This window comes from Pseudomonas sp. C1C7 (assembly GCF_013359595.1).
Classification (GTDB): domain Bacteria; phylum Pseudomonadota; class Gammaproteobacteria; order Pseudomonadales; family Pseudomonadaceae; genus Aquipseudomonas.
The window spans coordinates 59,823-74,138 of sequence record NZ_JABFMP010000014.1 but is presented as its reverse complement, the minus strand read 5'-3'; the positions used below and the strand labels follow the sequence as shown (position 1 = coordinate 74,138).

Below are 14,316 nucleotides of genomic sequence, written 5' to 3'. Positions count from 1 at the left end.
AAACACGATTTCGTAACATCTGATTCACACGTATCCGCTTTTACTTGCAGCTTGTAGCTTGCCGCTCGAAGCTGCTTTTGAAAAAAACTTCAATCCTGCTATTGACTTAGGTTCGCTACCTGCGTAAATTTCGCGGCCTCGGAGATGCAAACGGGTGATTAGCTCAGCTGGGAGAGCGTCTGCCTTACAAGCAGAATGTCGGCGGTTCGATCCCGTCATCACCCACCACTCCCGAGAATCCTGCGAAAGCAGGACCGAAGCTGAAAAGCTTCAACCGACGCGCAGCGGTAGTTCAGTCGGTTAGAATACCGGCCTGTCACGCCGGGGGTCGCGGGTTCGAGTCCCGTCCGCTGCGCCATATTTTACGAATCGGTTAGGTCCGGTTCGCGGTCGAAAAGTACCGAAGCTTTCGATCAAACGAGTTACCTGGACGCAAGTCCACAGCGATACGCAGCGGTAGTTCAGTCGGTTAGAATACCGGCCTGTCACGCCGGGGGTCGCGGGTTCGAGTCCCGTCCGCTGCGCCATATCTGCCTCAAGGACCACTGAACGCCTTGAAGCTACGAAGAAAGCCATCAGCGCTTGATTCGGATCGATAGCAAAGACCCTGGTCGAAAGACCGGGGTTTTTTGTTTCTGCAATTCGGATTTTCCCGCCTGCCTCGCCCAACCAAAAATCTTTCTTCGCGTCCGCCACACAAAGCGCTTGGTTCGTTGCTGCGATATTAATTAGAATCACTCTCATTTACAGCTCCTGGCACAGGGTTAAAAGAGATGAGTGATGCAGCGATGCCGAAGGAGCAAACCCTCCACGATCTGTACCGCGATCACCGTGGCTGGCTGGAAAACTGGCTGCGTCGACGCATGGGCAACGCATGCGATGCGGCGGACCTCAGCCAGGACACCTTCCTGCGCTTGCTCGCCAGTTCCCAACGCATCGCTGATCTGCATGAGCCCCGCGCCTATCTGCTGACCGTAGGCAAACGCCTGCTGAGCAATTTCTACAAACGCCGCAGCCTGGAACAGGCCTATCTCGAGGCCCTGGCCTCGCTTCCCGAGGACTGCGTGCCGTCACCCGAGCAGCGCTGGGTACTGCTGGAAACCCTGCAGGCCCTGGATGAACTGCTCGACGGATTACCGAGAGCAGTGCGCCGGGCCTTTCTCTGGAGCCAGCTCGAAGGCCTGAGCTATCAGCAGATCGCCGAACGCTTGCAGGTGTCCGAACGCACGATCAAGCGCTACATGGCGCAAGCCTACGAGCATTGCCTGCTGGTGGATCTGTGAGCAGTCCGGCGCCTGACGCCCGTCAGGCCGTTCGCGCCGCCGCGCAATGGCTGGCGCTGCTGGAATCCGGTGGTGCCACCGAGCAGGATCGCGCCAACCTGCAACGCTGGCGCGAAACCCATCCCGGTCATGAGCAGGCCTGGCAGAAGGCGCAGGCTTTGCGTCAGCGTTTTTCCGATCTTCCTTGCGCGTTGGCCCTGAGCACCCTCGACCGTCCTGATCCGTCGCGGCGTGTGGTACTCAAGCGCGCGCTCGGCGCGGTGGCCCTGGTGCCGGCAGCCTGGCTGATCAGCCGGCAATTGCCGCTGGACGTCTGGCGTGCCGATCTGCATACCGCGACAGGTGAACGCAAAACGGTGCAACTGGCCGACGGCAGTTCGCTGCAGCTCAATACCGGCAGCGCCGTCGATGTGGATCTGCCGAACCACCGGCTGAAGCTTGTTGAGGGCGAAATCTCGCTCAAGGTGCCGGGTGCCTCAGCGCTGACCATCCAGACCCGCTTCGGCCAGGTGATCGTCAGCCAGGGCGAAGTCTGTGTCCGCCAGGATGCTCACAGCTGCCGGGTTTCGGTGTTCGAGGGTGTCGTGCAGTTGCAGCCGTTGCAGGGCGGGGCATTCACGCTCAAGGCAGGTCAGCGGATTGGCCTGCAGGCAAAGGGCGCGTCAACCGTGGAAGCTTTCGACGTATCGCAACCGGGTTGGCGCGAGGGCGTGTTGATGGCCAGCAACCAGCCTCTGGGGGATTTCCTGCGCGAACTCGATACGTACCGACCGGGCGTCCTGCGCTGGTCGCCGGAGCTCGAGACGCTGCGGGTCACCGGCAGTTTCCGCGTGGATGACACCGACCGCGTCCTCGCATTGCTCGCGGCCAGCCTGCCGCTGGAGGTGCAAATGCGCACCCGCTATTGGGTGACGCTGGTACCGCGCGAAAATAATGTCTGAAGCCTGTCCCCTTTTTTCAGCTCGCTTGTCATTCAAGGTAACCGAACGAACAAGAGAGCTTTTTCAATGCCCGCAGTAAAGCCTTCATCTCCGCGCCTGGCGTCGTCCGCTGTGCGTCCTCTGTTACGCCTGAGCCTGCTGTTGAGCCTCAGCGCCAGTCCGCTTTTCATGGGCAATGCCTGGGCCGAGGACGCCGCTCGCCGCAGCTATCAGGTGCCCGCTGGCAGCCTGAGCGATGCGCTGACCCGATTCGCCGGCCTGGCCGGGGTCAATCTGTCGGTCGACCCGGCGCTGGTCAGCGGTCGCAGCAGTGCCGGCCTCTCCGGTGACTTTGGCGTGGAGGAGGGCTTTGCCCGCCTGTTGCACAATTCCGGCCTGCAATTGCAGGCGGTGGGCGAGCAGGCGTACATCCTGATTCCGGCGCCGATGGGCAGCAGCCTGCAATTGGGGGCGACCTCGATTCTCGGCGCGATCGATACCGAGCACGGCGATCCCTATGTCGGCGGCCAGGTCGCGCGCCGCGGTTCCCAGGGTTTGCTGGGCTCGCAGGACTTCATGGAAACGCCGTTCAGCATGACCACCTACACCAGCGAGGCCATTGAAAACCTGCAAGCGCGGACCTTGGGTGACCTGATCGCCAGCGATCCTTCGGTTCGCGCGACCAATCCGGCGGGCGGGCGTTATGAGCAGTTCACCATTCGCGGGCTCAGCCTGTTCAACAGCGATGTTTCCTACAACGGTCTGTACGGCGTCCTGCCGACTTATACGATCGACATGGAAATGGCCGACCGTGTCGACATCCTCAAAGGCCCCAGTCAGCTGATCAACGGCATCTCGCCCCGGGGCAGCGTGGGCGGCGGAATCAACGTGGTGGCCAAGCGTGCGACCGATGCGCCGATCACTTCGTTTACCGGTGATTACGCCTCCAACAATCAGCTGGGCGGTGCGGTGGATGTCGGCCGGCGTTTCGGCGAGGACAACCAGTTCGGTCTGCGTTTCAACGGCGTGAAACAGTCAGGCGATACCGAATGGGACCACCAGAGCGTCGACCGCGAGATGGCCGTGCTGGGTCTGGATTTTCGCGGTGATCGCCTGCGCCTCTCGACCGATATCGGCCACACCGAGCGCGATACCGATGCACCGCAGGAAAGGGTGCAGGTCGGTGCCAATGCGCAGGTGCCCCATGCCAGCGATGTGCGCCACAACTACGCGCAGCCCTGGAGCAAGGCGCGGACCGAAGATACGTTCGGCACGGTGAATGGCGAGTTTGATGTCACCGATTCGGTAATGCTCTATGGCGGTGTCGGCGCGCGCAAAAGCAATCATGACTTCCTCCGGCACGCGGTTTCCGTCACGAACGATGCCGGCGATTTCAGCGTCCTGCCCCGGGATTTCACCCGCGACGAAAATGTTCGCACGGCCACGGCCGGGGTGCGCAACTGGTTTCATACCGGCCCTGTGAGCCATCAGGTCAATCTGGCTGCCAGCTATTTCTACATGGACTTCGAAAACGGCGGCGCCCGATATGCCGCAGCGCCCAGTAACCTCTACAACCCCGTGGAAACGCCGACACCGGTACGAGCCACGCGCCAGGACGCGAAGGTCTACACCGAGAACCGCTTCAGCAGTGTGGCGCTCTCCGACACCCTGGGTTTGTTCGATGATCGCGTGCTGCTGACCCTCGGTGGTCGCTGGCAGCGAGTGAAGGTCGACGACTGGTCGGACGGTGTGAAAGGTGACACCGCTTACGACGAGGAAAAATTCTCGCCATCGGGCGGCATCCTGTTCAAGGCCACCGACAAGCTGTCGCTGTACGCCAACTACATGGAAGGCTTGAGCCAGGGCAAGATCGCGCCGTCGACCTCGGTGAACGAAGACGAGATTTTCCCGCCGTTCATCAGCCGCCAGGTGGAGGTCGGCGCCAAATACGACGCCGGTCCGTTCGCGGTGACGGCCGCGGTGTTTCGCATCAAGCAGCCCGCCTACGAAACCAACGCGACCACGCGGGTCTTCGGTCCCAATGGCAAGCGTCAGAACGATGGGGTGGAGCTGACAGTTTTCGGTGAACCGCTCAAGGGTGTGCGTCTGCTCGGCGGTGTGATGTACATCGACAGCGAACTGACCAACACCACCAACGGCACCTTCGACGGCAACCGCGCGCCGGCGACGCCCAAGTACAACGTCAACCTGGGCGCGGAGTGGGATGTGCCGAACGTGGAGGGGCTGACGCTGACCAGCCGCGGCATGTATTCCAGCTCGCAGTATCTGGACCAGTCCAACGACAAGGAAATCGATTCGTGGGAGCGTTTCGACGTGGGCGCGCGCTATGCATTCCGGGTCGATGAAAAGACCATCACCGTGCGCGCCAATGTCGAGAACGTGGCGGACAAGCGCTACTGGAGTTCGGCGGGGGCGTCCGATGACAGTGAGCCAGGGTTGACGCTGGCGACGCCGCGGACGTATCTGCTGTCGGCGACGGTGGATTTCTGATGGTCTTCGTTGACTGATCCGACGCCTTCGCGGGCAAGCCCGCTCCCACAGTGATTGATGTCGTTCACACGATATCTGTAGGCGCTGCCGCAGGCTGCGATCTTTTGATCTTGCTCTTGAAAGATCGCAGCCTCGTTCCACTCGACAGCTCCTACAGTGGCCGTAGATCCTGTTGGAGCGGGCTTGCCCGCGAAGGCGTCATCAGCATCACCACCCTCTTCAGCCCTGCAAATAAACCGCATGGGTATGGGTGTACTCATACAACCCATGCTTGCCATCCGCGCCGCCGATACCGGATTTACGCACCCCCGCATGGAAGCCCTGCATGGCTTCGAAGTTTTCGCGATTGACGTAGGTTTCGCCAAAATCCAGCTCGCGCATCGCGTGCAGGGTCTTGCTCAGGTCGCGGGTGTAGATCGATGAGGTCAGGCCGTACTCGCAGTCGTTGGCCAGGGCGATGGCTTCGTCCAGATCGTCGATGATCTGGATCGGCAGCACCGGGCCGAAGATTTCTTCGCGCATGATCTGCATGTCGGCGCGGCAGCCGGTCAATACCGTGGGCTGGAAGTGGAAGCCGTTCGGCAGGTCGGCGATCTGCCCGCCACTGACCAGGCTCGCGCCCTGGCTCAACGCGGTGCGAACCTTCTGGTTGACGCTGTCCAGCCCCTGGCGATTGATCAGCGGCCCCATCTCCACATCCGGCTGGGCAATCGGGTCGCCATAGCGCGTGGCACTCATCGCCGCCGCGATGCGCTCGATGAACTGATCCGCCACCTTGCGCTCGACGTACACCCGCTCGGCGCAATTGCACACCTGGCCGCTGTTGATGATCCGCGAATCACGGATGGCCTTCACCGCCAGATCCAGGTCGGCATCCGCCAGCACGATCGCCGGCGCCTTGCCGCCCAGTTCCAGGTTGAGCTTGGTGATGTTCGGCGCCGCGGCGGCCATGATCCGCGAGCCGGTGTCGACGCTGCCGGTGAAGCTGATCATGTCCACGCCCTTGTTCGCGCTGAGCGCCGCGCCCACCTGGCCGTCACCACAAACCACGTTGAACACGCCGGGCGGCAGGTCGGTTTCGGCCACCAGTCGGGCGAATTCGAAACAGTTGTTCGGCGTCTCTTCGCTGGGTTTGATCACGATGGTGTTGCCGGTCAGCAGCGCCGGGGCCATCTTGCGGGCGATCAAAAAGAACGGGAAGTTCCACGGCAGGATCCCGGCGACCACGCCCAGGGGTTTGCGGAACAGGAAGATGTTCTCGTTCTGGCGATCACTGGTGATGATTTCGCCTTCCAGGCGCCGTGCCCATTCGGCCATGTAGTCGAGGTAGTCGGCGGTGAAATTCACTTCGACCTCCGCCAGGCCGCTGATCTTGCCCTGCTCCAGAGTGATGGTGCGCGCCAGGTGCGGCACGTTTTCCCGCAGTTTGGCAGCGATCCGCCGCAAGTAGCCGGCGCGGTCGTTGGCCGGTTTGCGCGACCAGTCCTTTTGCGCGGCGCGGGCGGCGGCCAGGGCGCGGTCGACGTCTTCGGCGGTGGAGGCCGGGACTTTCGCCAGCAGCGCGCCCGTGGCCGGGTTGAGCACGTCGAGATGGGTAGCGCTGGCCACAAACTGGCCGTTGATGAAGTTTTCGTAGACAGGCACGGACGACATGAGGCGACTCCTTGGCAGATCAGTAAGTGCGTGACGGTGCTTGCGTGTCAGCGGGTTCGCGGTAGCGGGCGAGGGCGGCCATGGCGCTCTGGCGCAACAGGCTGATGTCGATGGCGACCGCGATGAACTGACAGCCCCAGCCCTGATAGCGGCGCGCGTCTTCTTCATTCGGCGCGAGGATGCCGCAGGCCTTGCCGGCCGCCAGCGTGGCGTCCACCGCATGGCGAATGTGTTCCTGAACTTCGGGATGCCCGGGATTGCCGGCATGGCCGAGGCCGATGGACAGGTCCGCCGGGCCGATGAACACTGCATCCACGCCTTCCACGGCAGCGATTTCTTCGACGTTTTCCACACCCAGGCGCGACTCCACCTGGACGATCAGGCACAGCTGTTCATGGGCGGTATTGAGGTAATCGGGCACTCCATCCCAACGCGTCGCGCGAGTCAGGCCGCCACCGACACCGCGAATGCCGTGGGGTGGATAACGCATGGCTCGCACCAGAGCCCGGGCCTGCTCGGCGGTTTCGACCATGGGGATCATCAGGGTCTGGGCGCCGATATCCAGCAATTGTTTGATCAGGTTGGCGTCGCCCGTCACCGCGCGCACCACGGGAGCGGTGGTGTAGGGGGCGACCGCCTGCAACTGGGTGAGCACGCCGGGCACGGTGTTGGGCGCGTGTTCACCGTCGATCAGCATCCAGTCGTAACCGGTGGTGGCAACGATCTCGGCAGCGTAGCCGGTGGCGAAGCCGGCCCAGATGCCGTATTGGGTGGCCGGCTTTTTCAAAGCGGCCTTGAAAGCGTTTTGCGGCATGTTCATCACAGGGCTCCTGTCTCAGCGGCTGTACGGCCGATGCAATTGGCATTCGGGGTTGAGCGTCACGCCAAAGCCGGGCTGATCGAGGGCCGACAGGCGCATGCGACCGTTCACCGGCACCGGTTCGCCGAGCAGTTGCGGATGGAACATCGGCACCACTTCGTCCGCCTTGGGCGCCATCATCAGGAACTCGGCGAACGGGCTGTTATGCCGGGTGGCGACGAAGTGATAGCTGTACACCGACGAGCCATGAGGGATGACCAGGGCGTTGTGGGCGTCGGCCAGCGCCGAGATCTTCACCAGTTCAGTCAGGCCGCCGCACCAGCCGACGTCCGGCTGGATAATGTCGCAGCAACCCATCTCCAGCAGCATGCGAAAGCCCCAGCGGGTCGCTTCGTGTTCGCCGGTGGTCACCAGCATGCCTTTGGGGACGTTGTTGCGCAGGGCGGCGTAGCCCCAGTAATCGTCCGGCGGCAGGGCTTCCTCGATCCATTTCAAGCCGTGCTCGTGGGCGCCGACCGCCAGCTTGGTGGCGTAGTTGAGGTCCAGGCTCATCCAGCAGTCGAGCATCAGCCAGAAATCCGGGCCGACCCGTTCGCGCATGGTGGCCAGTTCCTCGAGGTTTTTGCGCAGGCCTTCCTCGCCTTCGGCCGGGCCGTGGTGCAACGGCATCTTGCCGCCGATGAAACCCATCTTCTGCGCCAGGTCCGGGCGGGCGCCGGTGGCGTAGAACTGCAATTCATCACGCACCGCACCGCCGAGCAGTTGGTGCACCGGTTCCTGACGGATCTTGCCGAGCAAGTCCCACAGCGCCAGGTCGACCCCGGAGATGGTGTTGATCACGATGCCCTTGCGCCCGTAATACAGGGTCGACTGGTACATCTGGTCCCAGATTTTTTCGATGTCGGTGACCTTTGCGCCTTCCAGGAAACGCGCCAGGTGCTTCTCGACGATGTAGGCGGCGGGCTCGCCACCGGTGGTCACGGCGAAACCGACGGTGCCGTCGCTGGCCTCGATCTCCACCACCAGGGTGCCGAGCACGTTGATGCCGAAGGTGCGGCGGCTCTGGCGGTACTCCGGGTATTTGCTCATCGGGGTGGCGATGTGATCGTCGATCCAGTGGCCGTCCGCCTGATCGTGGTAATCCGCGCCGCCGCCTCGCAGGGTGAAGGCGCGGACGTGCTTGATGGTTGGAATGCCCATGGTGTGACTCCTCAGGTTTAAACGGTGGCCGGTTTGTTCGAGGCTTTGGCGGCGGGTGAGCGCACGCCCAGCACCAGCAACGCGGCGATGACAGTGGTGGCGGACAGCAGGTAGAGACCGGCGGCCGGAGAATGGAAGGCGCCTTCGGCCCAGTTTTTCAGCACCGGGGCGATGAAGCCGCCCAGGGCGCCGAACGAGTTGATCAGGGCAATACCGGCCGCTGCGGCGCTACCGGCGAGGTAGCTGGACGGGAAGGTCCAGAACACCGGTTGCACGGCGATGAAACCGGAGGCGGCGAAGCACAGCGAGATGATCCCCAGCAGCGGGTTGCTGAAGGTCACCGAGCAGGCGATACCGGCGGCGGCCATCAACAAGGTCAGGCTCGCGGTGCGGCGACGTTCGCCGGTGCGGTCGCTGTAGCCGGGAATCAGGTAAGCGGCCAGCAGTGCGCAGATCCACGGGATCGCCGTGACCAGTCCGACCATCAGCCCGACTTTGGTGCCCAGCAGCCCGCCCACCTGGCTCGGCAGGTAGAACACCACGCCGTAAACGCTGGCCTGGATCAGCAGGTAGATCAGGCACAGGTAGAGCACCGACGGCTGGCACAGCACGTTAAGCAGACTGCGGCCGTGGCTCTGTTTGTGGCTGTCTTCCTGGTCGAGCAGGGTTTGGATCTGCGTGCGTTCTTCCACGGTCAGCCACTTGGCATCGGCCGGACGATTGTCCAGGTACCAGTAGGCCCAGATGCCCACCGCCGAAGCCATCAGGCCTTCAACGGCAAACAGCCACTGCCAGCCGTGGAAGCCGGCAAAGCCGTCCAGCTCCAGCAACAGGCCGGAGAGCGGGCTGCCGAAGATGAACGCCAGCGGCGCACCGAAGTAGAAGAAGCCCATGGCCTTGCCGCGCACGGCGCTGGGGAACCAGTAGGTGAGGTAGAGGATGACGCCGGGGAAGAAGCCGGCCTCGGCGACACCGAGCAAGAAGCGCAGGACGTAGAAGGTGGTTTCGTTGTGGGCAAAGACCATGGCCGCGGAGACCAGGCCCCAGGTGACCATGATCCGGCACATCCACAGGCGGGCGCCGACGCGGTGCAGGATCAGGTTGCTCGGCACTTCGAGCAGCGCGTAACCGACGAAGAACACCCCGGCGCCGAAGGCGAAAGCGGCGTCGCTGATGTGGGTGTCGGCTTGAAAGGCTTGCTTGGCGAACCCGACGTTGGCGCGGTCGAGGAAGGCCATGATGTACATCAGCAGGAGAAACGGGAGCAGCCGCCAGGAAATTTTGGCGAGCAGAGGCGCGGGTAGAGTCTTCATCGCAGTTTCCTTTGGTAGGGCATTTGTTCTTATGGGAAAGACTGTACGGCCCTTGATCGATGCGTTACAAATCGAATCTAGCTCACAACCGATACCTTGAAGTTATCGATAAAAAGGCCCGACATGACCACGCCGATCCTCTCCCGCAGCCTGTTCAATCGCTTGCGCTACAAGCACCTGCACATGCTGGTGGCGCTCAGCACCAGCCAGAACCTGCACCGCGCCTCGCAAAACCTGAACATGTCGCAACCGGCGGCCACCCGCATGCTCCATGAAATTGAAGACATGTTTGGCTGCGATCTGTTCGAGCGCCTGCCAAGGGGCATGCGCCCGACGGCGTTGGGGCAGGAATTGATTCGCTTTGCCGAGTCTGCCCTGAGCGGCCTGGATCGCTGCGCCGAGGATCTGATGGCGCGGCAGCAGGGCGGCTATGGCTATCTGTCGATCGGCACCATCATGGGCGCGGCGCCGGATCTGGTGATGGATTCGATTGCCGAAATCAAGGCGCTCAACCCGCAGCTGCGGATTCGTATCATGGGCGACACCAGCGATCAGGTGATCCAGTTGCTGGAGCAGGGCCGTATCGATCTGGCCATCGCCCGGCGCAATGCCGCCACCGACAGCCAGCATTACGAATTCGAGCAACTGGGCAACGAGCGCCTGCTGGTGGTGGTGCACGCCGGCCATCCGCTGGCCAAGCGCGAGAAGGTGGAACTGGCGGAACTGGTCAGCGCCTGGCCGTGGATCCTGCAACCGGAAACCAGTCCGGCGCGCATCGGTCTGGATCAGGCCCTGCAGCGCCAGGCGCTTGCGTTGCCGGCAGACATCATCGAATGCAGTTCGGTGTATTCGATGCAGCAACTGATTCAGCTGACCGACGCGATCATGGTGCTGTCGGAAACCGCGCTGCGCGACTACCTGAAGATGGGGCTGGTGGTGGCGTTGCCGGTGGAGCTGGATGTGCAACTGGCGCCGTTCGGGCTGTTGTTGCGCAAGGGCGAGCACATCAGTCGGGAATTGGGCCTGTTCATCGATCTGCTACGAAGCAAAGCGACGAAATTCTGATCTTTTGGTCAGTTTTTTTGTGTCTGGATATTTGCCGCAACGACATAAGCCTATAAACTTAACCCTTCAGTCAGCTTTACGCTGCCATTTCAGCCCTTCGCCACATCGGAAGGGCTCCTGCAACACCCCCGATTTCCAGTAGATAACCAAAAGGGCGGACCCCATAACCGCCCAGAGGATGATCCATGTCCAACCGTGATATATCCCGGCGTTCGTTCCTTCAGGGCGGGCTGGTAGCGGGCGTGAGCGTGACGCTCACGCCGCTGAGCAGCAAGGCGCTGGCGGCCCTGATGGAAAACAGCGTGACCGTGCCGTCCGAGCAGTGGCTTGGCAACAACGGCAAGGCGCGCGCCCGTAACGACGCACTGTCCAAGGTCTGCGGCAGCAAAGTGTTCGCCCGCGACATCCGCGCCAAGGACATGCCGGGCTGGCCGCAGCAGCAGGGCCACGCCATGTTGCTCAAGACCATCAAGGCCGACCGCATCTACGATGGTTACGACCTGTCGTGGCTCGGCGCCGAGTTGCAGCCGGACCGCATCGTCACCGCCGAGGACCTGGTCAAGGACGGTATCGTTTTCCCCGAAGAACACGCCCCCGACCCACTGTTGCCGGCCGGCAAGGTGCCGATGTTCATCGGTCACCCGGTGGCGATCCTGATCTGGAACGACTTCGAGCGCTTCCGTCAGGCCAAGGCCAAACTCAAGTTCAACGACAAGGCGATTCGTTACGGCGCCCAGGTGCCATTCTACGAAGGCGATCCGTACGGCAGCTTCCGCTACGTGCGTGTGGGCGGTGCGACTTCGGCCGATGAAGACGAATTCGCCAGCCTCAAGGATTCGATCCTGTTCCCGATGCTGCGCAACCGTCGTCCGGTGTGGAACTCGCAACCGAACCTGCACGGCAACCTGACCGAACGCGGGCTGTTTTACGCCGAGCGCATGAAGCAGCAGATCGACACGCCGCCGGACAACTGGCTGGTGTTCGATGAGCGCTACAAGACCCCGTCGATCGAGCCTGCAGCCATGGAACCGGACAACGGCAATGGCTGGTACGACCCGGCGACCAAGACCCTGCATTTCGTCGTCGCCACCCAGTGCCCGCTGGAAACCGCGACCGAGACCGCGAAGATGATCGCGCCGTCGCGCTTCGGCCTGGCCAACCTGAACATGCACCCTGGCTACACCGTGGGTTACGGCTCCAAGGACCACAACATCTTCGTCTACTACGCGGCCCTCGCTGCGCTGTACGGCGCCGGTGTGCCGGTGCGCCTGGCCAACGACCGCTACGAGCAGTTCCAGAGCGGCATCAAGCGTCACCCGTTCGATATCCGTTACCAGCTGGCGGTGGACAAGAACGACTACAGTTTCAAGATTTTCCGCGCCGAGATGAGCGTCGACGGCGGCGGCCGGGTCAACTACAGCCCGTCGGTGGCCGCGGTTGGCGCCACGGCAGCGCAGTCGATCTACTACATGCCGCAGAACGATCTGCAGGTGACCGCCTACCATTCCCGCGCCGTCGAGGCCGGGTCGATGCGTGGCTACGGCACCCTGCAGAGCATGGCTTCCACCGAGATGATGGTCGATGAAATCGCCAATCGCCTCGGCATCGACGCCATCGAACTGCGCCGCAAGAACGCCCTGCGTTCGGGCATGAAAAACACCCAGGGCGCGGTGCCTGCCGGTGCCTTGCGCCTGCACGAGATTCTCGACAAGGCCGCAGCGCACGACGTCTGGAAAAACCGCGACGCGATCAAAAAGCAGCGTGAAGCCGCCGACCCGGACAGCTTGTACGGGGTGGGTTTCGCCATCTGCCAGAAAGACTTCGGCACCGGTTCCGAAGCGCCGATGGCCAGCATCGAATTCACCGCTGAAGGGCGCATCAGCCTGCGCCATATCGGCATCGAGATCGGTACCGGCATGTCCACTTCGCAGGCAATGGTCGTGGCCGATTTCCTCGGCAACCCGGCCCACGAAGTGAAGACCGGCGAAACCGACTGGAAGGAAATGCAGCTGATCACCGGCGGCAACCCTTACATCATGAGCCAGGCCGAACAGGACGGTTTCCTGCGCAATCCGCGCTGGGTCGGCAAGGTCGCTTCGGCCTCGTCGGCAACCAACTCCGCCTACTACTTCAGCCACGCCACCCGTGAAGCGGCGCGCGTGCTGTTCAACCACGGCCTGTGGCCGGCGGCACTGGAGATCTGGCGGCAAGGTCCTTACGGCGGCCAGGCCAACCCTTACGTCGTGCGCCGCGAAGACGCCCATTGGGTCGACGGCAAGCTCACCGCCAACGGCATGGAACCCCTGCCATTCGCGATGCTGGCCAAGCGTGCCCACGAGCGCGGTCTGGTGACCGGCGCCACGGTGCACGGTTTCAACCGCTGGAGCTGGGCCGAGGCCGAGTTCAGCATCGACGGCGTGCGTGAGCGTCTGCCCCTCGACGGCCTGGCGGTCAAGTACGGCGACGGCGCACCGAAGGCAAAACTGGCGCAAATGACCAGCGCCGGTTTCCATCTGCTGGATCGGCAGAACATCGCCTATCCGCCAACCCAGTTGAACAACGCGGCGGTGACTTACTACAGCCCGGTGGCAACCTTGGTGGAACTGAAAGTGAACAAGGGCTCGGCGGACGTCGAAGTGCTCAACCATCACTCGTGGGTCGAGTGCGGTCGGGTGCTGGTGCCGGAACTGGTCAAGGGCCAGATCGAAGGCGGCACGGCCATGGGTATCGGCCATGCGCTGATGGAAGACATGCCGCTGTACGAAGGCGGACCGGGGGAGGGGGACTGGAACTTCAACCGTTATCGCCTGCCGATGGCACGCCACGTCGCCGTCTGGAAGCAGACCTCGGAAATCCTTGCGCCGCTGTCGCCGAGTGACCCGTCCAAGGGCATCGCCGAGGTGGTGATGATCCCGGTGGTCGGCGCCATCGGTAACGCCGTGGCTCATGCCATCGGCAAACGTGTCCGCGACCTGCCTATCACTTCTGCACGCATCAAGGAGGCCCTCAATGGCTAACCGTCCGCTTCAACTGACCCTCAACGGTCAATCCGTCGGCCCGGTGGACATCCCTGATGACCTGCCGATGATCGATTACCTGCACGAATACAAGAACCTCACCGGCTCGCGCCTGGGCTGCGGCCAGGGCATCTGCCATGCCTGCGTGGTGATCGTCGACAACCCGGACGGCACCAGCGAAGAAGTGCGCACCTGCATCACCGGCGCGCACTATTTCGAAGGCAAGAAAGTGCGGACCATCGAAGGCCACGCGACCCGCGACGAGCAGGGCAAGGTCACCGAGCTGAACCCGATTCAACAGCGCTTCGTCGACGAATTCGCCTTCCAGTGCAGCTACTGCGCACCAGGTTTCGTCAACGCCGCGACCGTGCTGGTGGAAAAGCTGCAGCGCCAGCCGATCGTCAAGAGCCAGATGGAAAAAGTCATCGAGGACAGCCTCGGTCATCACATCTGCCGTTGCACCGGCTACGTGCGTTATTACAACGCGACGCGCAGCGTGCTGACCGATCTCGGCCTGGTCAAGGAGGGCTGAAC

The 14,316-nt window shown here is 62.6% G+C and carries 10 protein-coding genes and 3 tRNA genes; 9 read left to right on the top strand and 4 right to left on the bottom strand.

Features of this window, described 5'->3' with window-relative positions; genetic code table 11:
* Positions 1-152: 152 nt before the first annotated feature.
* From HNO86_RS13995 to HNO86_RS13970, 6 genes are all read left to right on the top strand, one after another.
* Positions 153-228, top strand: a tRNA-Val gene (locus HNO86_RS13995).
* A 53-nt stretch (positions 229-281) separates the two neighbouring features.
* Positions 282-358 (top strand) — tRNA-Asp (locus HNO86_RS13990).
* Positions 359-450: 92 nt separating this feature from the next.
* A tRNA-Asp gene (locus HNO86_RS13985) sits at positions 451-527 on the top strand.
* 246 nt (positions 528-773) lie between these two features.
* Positions 774-1,283: a sigma-70 family RNA polymerase sigma factor gene (locus HNO86_RS13980; RefSeq protein ID WP_175377533.1), complete on the top strand. Its 510-nt coding sequence runs from the start codon at positions 774-776 to the stop codon at positions 1,281-1,283.
* Positions 1,280-2,224 carry a FecR domain-containing protein gene (locus tag HNO86_RS13975; RefSeq protein WP_175377532.1) on the top strand — a complete coding sequence of 315 codons (945 nt, stop codon included), beginning with the start codon at positions 1,280-1,282 and terminating at the stop codon, positions 2,222-2,224. The genes HNO86_RS13980 and HNO86_RS13975 overlap by 4 nt, the downstream gene beginning before the upstream one ends.
* 66 nt (positions 2,225-2,290) lie before the next feature.
* The gene (locus tag HNO86_RS13970) at positions 2,291-4,714 is read left to right on the top strand and encodes a TonB-dependent receptor (protein WP_175377531.1); all 2,424 of its coding nucleotides are present in this window, start codon (positions 2,291-2,293) and stop codon (positions 4,712-4,714) included.
* A gap of 219 nt (positions 4,715-4,933) precedes the next feature.
* Here HNO86_RS13970 and aldA read toward each other — a convergent pair whose 3' ends face one another.
* The 4 genes from aldA to HNO86_RS13950 are packed head-to-tail and all read right to left on the bottom strand — an operon-like array spanning position 4,934 to position 9,700.
* Positions 4,934-6,367, bottom strand: a complete 1,434-nt coding sequence (gene aldA / locus HNO86_RS13965) for an aldehyde dehydrogenase (protein WP_175377530.1) — start codon at positions 6,365-6,367, stop codon at positions 4,934-4,936.
* 19 nt (positions 6,368-6,386) lie between these two features.
* A complete protein-coding gene (locus HNO86_RS13960; protein ID WP_175377529.1) occupies positions 6,387-7,187 on the bottom strand; it encodes an aldolase/citrate lyase family protein in 801 nt (266 codons plus the stop codon).
* A gap of 15 nt (positions 7,188-7,202) precedes the next feature.
* The gene (gene rhmD / locus HNO86_RS13955) at positions 7,203-8,387 is read right to left on the bottom strand and encodes an L-rhamnonate dehydratase (RefSeq protein WP_020795474.1); all 1,185 of its coding nucleotides are present in this window, start codon (positions 8,385-8,387) and stop codon (positions 7,203-7,205) included.
* Positions 8,388-8,404: 17 nt separating this feature from the next.
* Positions 8,405-9,700 (bottom strand): MFS transporter, encoded by a 1,296-nt coding sequence (locus HNO86_RS13950; protein WP_175377528.1) that lies wholly within the window; start codon positions 9,698-9,700, stop codon positions 8,405-8,407.
* A gap of 123 nt (positions 9,701-9,823) precedes the next feature.
* Between HNO86_RS13950 and HNO86_RS13945 the strand changes: the two genes are divergently transcribed.
* The 3 genes from HNO86_RS13945 to HNO86_RS13935 all read left to right on the top strand — a co-directional run bounded on the left by HNO86_RS13945 (position 9,824) and on the right by HNO86_RS13935 (position 14,314).
* Positions 9,824-10,765 (top strand): LysR family transcriptional regulator, encoded by a 942-nt coding sequence (locus HNO86_RS13945; RefSeq protein ID WP_175377527.1) that lies wholly within the window; start codon positions 9,824-9,826, stop codon positions 10,763-10,765.
* A gap of 185 nt (positions 10,766-10,950) precedes the next feature.
* On the top strand, positions 10,951-13,782 hold the full coding sequence (locus HNO86_RS13940) for a xanthine dehydrogenase family protein molybdopterin-binding subunit (RefSeq protein ID WP_175377526.1): 2,832 nt from the start codon (positions 10,951-10,953) through the stop codon (positions 13,780-13,782).
* Positions 13,775-14,314, top strand: a complete 540-nt coding sequence (locus HNO86_RS13935) for a (2Fe-2S)-binding protein (protein ID WP_175377525.1) — start codon at positions 13,775-13,777, stop codon at positions 14,312-14,314. Before HNO86_RS13940 ends, HNO86_RS13935 begins: the two co-directional genes overlap by 8 nt.
* Positions 14,315-14,316: the final 2 nt, after the last annotated feature.